Source organism: Thermofilaceae archaeon (assembly GCA_038731975.1).
In the GTDB taxonomy this organism is placed as follows: domain Archaea; phylum Thermoproteota; class Thermoprotei; order Thermofilales; family Thermofilaceae; genus JANXEW01.
Genome location: JAVYQJ010000053.1, coordinates 1 through 4,633, shown reverse-complemented (window position 1 = coordinate 4,633; position 4,633 = coordinate 1). Strand labels below are relative to the sequence as shown.

Annotated in this window: 4 protein-coding genes; all 4 read right to left on the bottom strand. The window is 56.8% G+C overall.

Annotated elements, in window-relative coordinates; genetic code table 11:
• Positions 1-88: 88 nt before the first annotated feature.
• A complete protein-coding gene (locus QXF46_09155) occupies positions 89-1,687 on the bottom strand; it encodes an ABC transporter substrate-binding protein (GenBank protein MEM0227027.1) in 1,599 nt (532 codons plus the stop codon).
• A gap of 164 nt (positions 1,688-1,851) precedes the next feature.
• Positions 1,852-2,961, bottom strand: coding sequence for an ABC transporter ATP-binding protein (locus QXF46_09150; GenBank protein MEM0227026.1), 1,110 nt, complete (start codon positions 2,959-2,961; stop codon positions 1,852-1,854).
• 10 nt (positions 2,962-2,971) lie between these two features.
• Positions 2,972-3,928 carry an ABC transporter ATP-binding protein gene (locus tag QXF46_09145; protein ID MEM0227025.1) on the bottom strand — a complete coding sequence of 319 codons (957 nt, stop codon included), beginning with the start codon at positions 3,926-3,928 and terminating at the stop codon, positions 2,972-2,974.
• A gap of 175 nt (positions 3,929-4,103) precedes the next feature.
• Positions 4,104-4,517: a type II toxin-antitoxin system VapC family toxin gene (locus QXF46_09140; GenBank protein ID MEM0227024.1), complete on the bottom strand. Its 414-nt coding sequence runs from the start codon at positions 4,515-4,517 to the stop codon at positions 4,104-4,106.
• Positions 4,518-4,633: the final 116 nt, after the last annotated feature.

The following is a 4,633-nucleotide window of genomic DNA, read 5'->3' as shown; positions in this document are numbered from 1 at the left end:
CGTGAACAGCAGGATCGCGAAGAAGGTGAGTAAACTGGTAAAAAACCTTTTGATTATATACCTTAGCATTTCCCGAGCCCTCTCCTGCTTAACGCCTTGTAGCGTACGTGAGGATCCAGCGCTCGATAGGTTGCACTTCGACGTTCTCGAGGTTGGGGTCCATAGCCACTATGAGGTCCTCAACGTGCAGGAAGATCCAGGGTGCGTCCTGCCATATCAGCTCCTGAGCCTGCCCGTACAGCTGCTTACGCTTCTCAACGTTAGCCTCAGCTCTAGCCGCTTCCAGCAACTCGTCGACCTTCGGGTTCGAATAACGCATCCGGTTGAACGGGGCCTTGCTGTGGAAGAGCGAGTAGAGCCCGTAGTCCGCATCCAGGGTAGCGGTTGACCAGCCGAGAAGGAAGAGGTCGAAATCCCTCACCTCACCCATCACCTTCGCTACGTAGGCGGCCCACTCCATCGTCGTCAGCTTCACGTTTAGACCGACAGCCTGCAGGTACATCTGAATGGCCTCAGCGATCTCCCTATCCTTCAAGTACCTTCCTGAGGGGGCGATCATTACAAGCTCGCGCCCGGCCCAGCCAGCCTCCTCAAGGAGCCTCCTCGCCCTATCGGGGTCGTAGCCGTAAGGTGTCTGCGGCGAGTAGCCGAACACCGTTGGAGGAATGGGGGCGGTGGCGACAGTTCCCGCGCCCTCGAGGATCCTGCTGACGATCGCGTTTTTGTCCACGGCTAAGTTCAACGCCTGCCTGACGCGAGGATCGGTGATCCTGTCAACGCTTATGCCGACATAAATTATCCTCGTGCTCGGCATCTGGACGACCTTGAAGCCCCTGTCGCGTAGCAGGCGGGCAAGGTGTGGGGGAACGTGCGTGATTATGTTAACGTCTCCAGCCTCCAGCTTTGCGGCTCTCGTATCATCGTCCTCAACGGGAATCCACTCCAACCTTTTAACGGTGGGACGGGGACCCCAGTAGTCCTCAAATCTCTCTAAGACCGTCCTTTCTAGCTTTCTGAACTCAACGAACTTGAAGGGGCCCGTACCGATGATGTACGCGGTGCTGTTTATCGGTTTATCGGGAAACAGCTCAGCAACCCAAGCAGGGATGATCGCTGTGGATGGGTGCGCAAGGTGGGCGATGATCGGGGCGAATGGGTACTTTAGAACTATGACGAACGTCAGGTCATCGATCGCCTCCACGCTCTTAACCGGTCCCAAAAGCGTCCTCGGTATCGAACCGACAACCGGGCCTCTCCTGAAAGTAGCTACAACATCCTCCGCCGTTAAAGGCTTACCGTCGTGGAACCGAATACCGCTTCTCAACTTGAATTTAATGGCCGTCTCGTTCACGAACTCGTAGCTCTCTACGAGGTGGGGCTCGAAAACGGGTGTTCCGTCCGGGGTGAAACGCAGTTTGAACAGCGTCTCGTACACGTGCCCGAAGACGTTCAGTGTGGGGGAATCTGTAGCCACTTGAACATCAATCGTTGAAAGATCGGCTCTCTGGGAGATCCTTAGAACCTCTATCTCCTGCGGTTTAGCGGGAGCAGCAGCCTCCTCAGCCGGACCAGGGGTTGGAGCTGGCTGCTGAGGCTGCTGGAAGAAGAAGAGGGCCGCAGCAGCTAGAGCCACGATGACTACGGCCGCGATCACCCCTATCAGGAGCGGCTTACGTGCACCAGACATGCCGTTTTCAGCACCAGCCTATCAAATGCCTGTTTATAAGTGTTATTAGAAATCAGTGTTTATAAATATTTCTACGAGCACTTTTTATTGATTCAGTAAATTAATTTTGCACTATCCGATGGAGGCTGCAAATCCTCTCATTAAAAAGATTTGCGCCTAGAAGTCTACTCGCGGGCTGCTAGCCAGCAGGCGACGTATCGGTCTCCCTCAACTTTGATTAGAGGTGGCTCCCGGGTTCTGCACTTCTCAGCTAGGGCTGGGTTGCTTTCGCAAACCACGCACCTCGGGTGGAACCTGCATCCCTCCGGCAGAGTTACGGCGCTCGGGACTTCGCCCTTGATGGGAAGTTCTCTCACGGTGAGCCGCCTCTCGGGCTCTGGCTCCGGGATCGCTTCGATGAGCGCCTGCGTGTAGGGGTGGAGAGGGTCGCTCAGCACTTTCTGCGCGTTACCCATCTCAACCATCTTGCCTAGGTACATGACTCCTATTCTGCTCGAGATGTAGCGGGCTACGGCTAAATCGTGCGTGATGAACAGGTATGTGAGGTTGTACTTCTCCTTCAGCTCCAGCATCAGGGAGAGGATCTCCGCGCGGACGGAAGCGTCGAGCATGGAGACGGGCTCGTCGGCTACGAGGAAGGATGGGTTGAGGATGAGGGCTCTCGCTATAACAACGCGTTGCCTCTGCCCGCCGGAGAGCATGTGGGGGTAGGCGCGCATGTACTCCTCCGGGGGGACCAGCTTGACCATCTCCAGCGCCTTCGCGATGATTTCGTACCTTTCGCCCCGGGTAGAGCCGATCCTGTGGATCAGGAGAGGTTCCTCGAGGATCTTGAAGATGGTCTTGCGCGGGTTGATGCTGCTGAAGGGGTCTTGCCAGCAGATCTGCAGATCCCTCCTGAGCGGTTTCAACTCCTTCTCGTCGTACTTGGCCAAGTCGATGTGCCCGTACTCGGTTTCGGGGCGCAACCTGTTGTGGTTCACAGCAGCCCCCGGCTTGTAGAGGATAGAGCCCGAGTACGGCTTGATCAACCTTAGCACGGTCTTACCCGTCGTAGTTTTGCCGCAGCCGCTCTCACCGACGAGCGAGAAGACTTCTCCCTCGAATACTTCGAACGACAGACCGTCCACGGCTCGAACGAAGGGTCGAGGGGCCCCCCGGAGCACGTCGAGAAGCTTCCTCCTAAGAGGGAAGTAGACTCTGAGGTCTTTCACAGCCAGCTTGACTCTCTCGCTGATCTCAGGCGCGTAAACCAGATCGTTGCCCGCCGTCACGACTCTCCACCTACGCGTACAGCCAGCACTTAACGTAGTAGCCCGGCTCGATGCTCGCCAGCGGCGGCTCCTCCTTGCTGCAGATGCTCATCCTGTAGCTGCACCTTGGAGCGAACCTGCACCCCTCGGGCGGGTTCACGAGGTCGGGTGGAGCCCCCTCAATCCACGTCAACTTCCTCAAATCCCCTCTGAGCCTCGGGATGCTCTCCAAGAGCCCCCTCGTGTAGGGGTGCCTGGGCTCGCGGTAGAGCATGCTGCTTGAGCCGAGCTCCACGATCTGCCCGGCGTACATGACGGCCACCCTATCGGCGATTTCCGCTATCAGGCTCAAGTCGTGGGAGATGAAGATCATCGATAGCCCCAGCTTGCTCCTCAACCTCTTCAAGAGGTTGATGATCTGGGCTTGGACGATGACATCGAGCGCCGTCGTCGGCTCATCGGCAACGACCACTGACGGGTTTAGAGCGAGCGCCATCGCTATAACGACTCTCTGCTTCATACCCCCGCTCAGCTCGTGCGGGTAGCTGTTCGCGCGCCGGGGATCCACGCCCACAAGCGAGAGCAGCTCCCGAGCCTTCTCCAGCGCCTCCTTCTTGCTCAAGCCGTTGTGAACCATGAAGACCTCAGCGATCTGCTCGCCTACGGTGTAGACCGGGTTTAGAACGTTCATCGCGGCCTGAAAGATCATCGAGATCTCCCTCCACCTGATCTTCCTGAACTCCTCCTCGCTCAGACTGAGCAGATCCAAACCTTTGTACAGGATCTTCCCTCCGACGATCCTGCCGGGGGGAGGGACGAGCCTGATGATCGAGTGCCCCAGCGTGCTCTTTCCGCACCCGCTTTCGCCCGCCACTCCTACAACCTCACCCTTCAAGAGGTCAAGGTGAGCGCCGTCAACCGCCTTCACGACACCACGGTCTGTGTAAAAGTAGGTCTTCAAACCGCTAATCTCCAGCAGCTTCTCCATTCGGGCACGCACCCCTTCGGGATTCCACAGCTTAGCTCACTTCTAGCTTATAAACATGCACGGTCTTTAACGGCCCATTCAATGTAATTCGAATTTTAATCATGCGACGCAAACTTTTTATCTAAACATTCATTGATAAGGGAACAGTGATGCACCGGCTCTCTCGCAGCGTCCACTATCCAGAGAGCTGGTGGAGGACCTCGATTCCCAGGAGGTTTGCTATAGCGTTCTTCCTGCGCGCGAGTTCACGGTCGAGTGTTGCGAACACAGTTGCACCGATTGTACGGCAGGATGCCACGTGGAGCAGATCCAGCGTTCTCAGCTTGAGTTCTCTGGAGTACAAGAGCGCCGTGCGGATCACCCTGCTGAAGTCAATCGAGGCACGCTGAGCTCCGCTTCTCCTTACAGAGTAGAACGCGAGCTCCACTGGTTCGCTAAAACCAGCCTGTGAGAAGACGGAGGCCAGCTCAACGAGAACCAGCTCGCTGGTGACCTTCCAGTAGCCCTCCAGCTGATTGAGCATTTCGACGGCTTTCCCGTGGTTGGCATCATTCTCGTCGATGAAGGCTACGATCACGCTCGTATCGATATAGGCTACCTCTCGCTCCTTCCTTCCTCGAGCAGCTTTGAAAGCCCGCCGTGCGAAACCTTCCGGTCGTCCTTCAGCAGCTGCGAGACTCGCTCCTCTACCCTCTCCCAGAAGCT

What these genes read in the sequence shown, in the direction of transcription:
- QXF46_09155 (MEM0227027.1), bottom strand. Translation starts at nt 1,687, where the DNA reads ATGTCTGGTGCACGTAAGCCGCTCCTGATAGGGGTGATCGCGGCCGTA.
- QXF46_09145 (MEM0227025.1), bottom strand. Translation starts at nt 3,928, where the DNA reads ATGGAGAAGCTGCTGGAGATTAGCGGTTTGAAGACCTACTTTTACACA.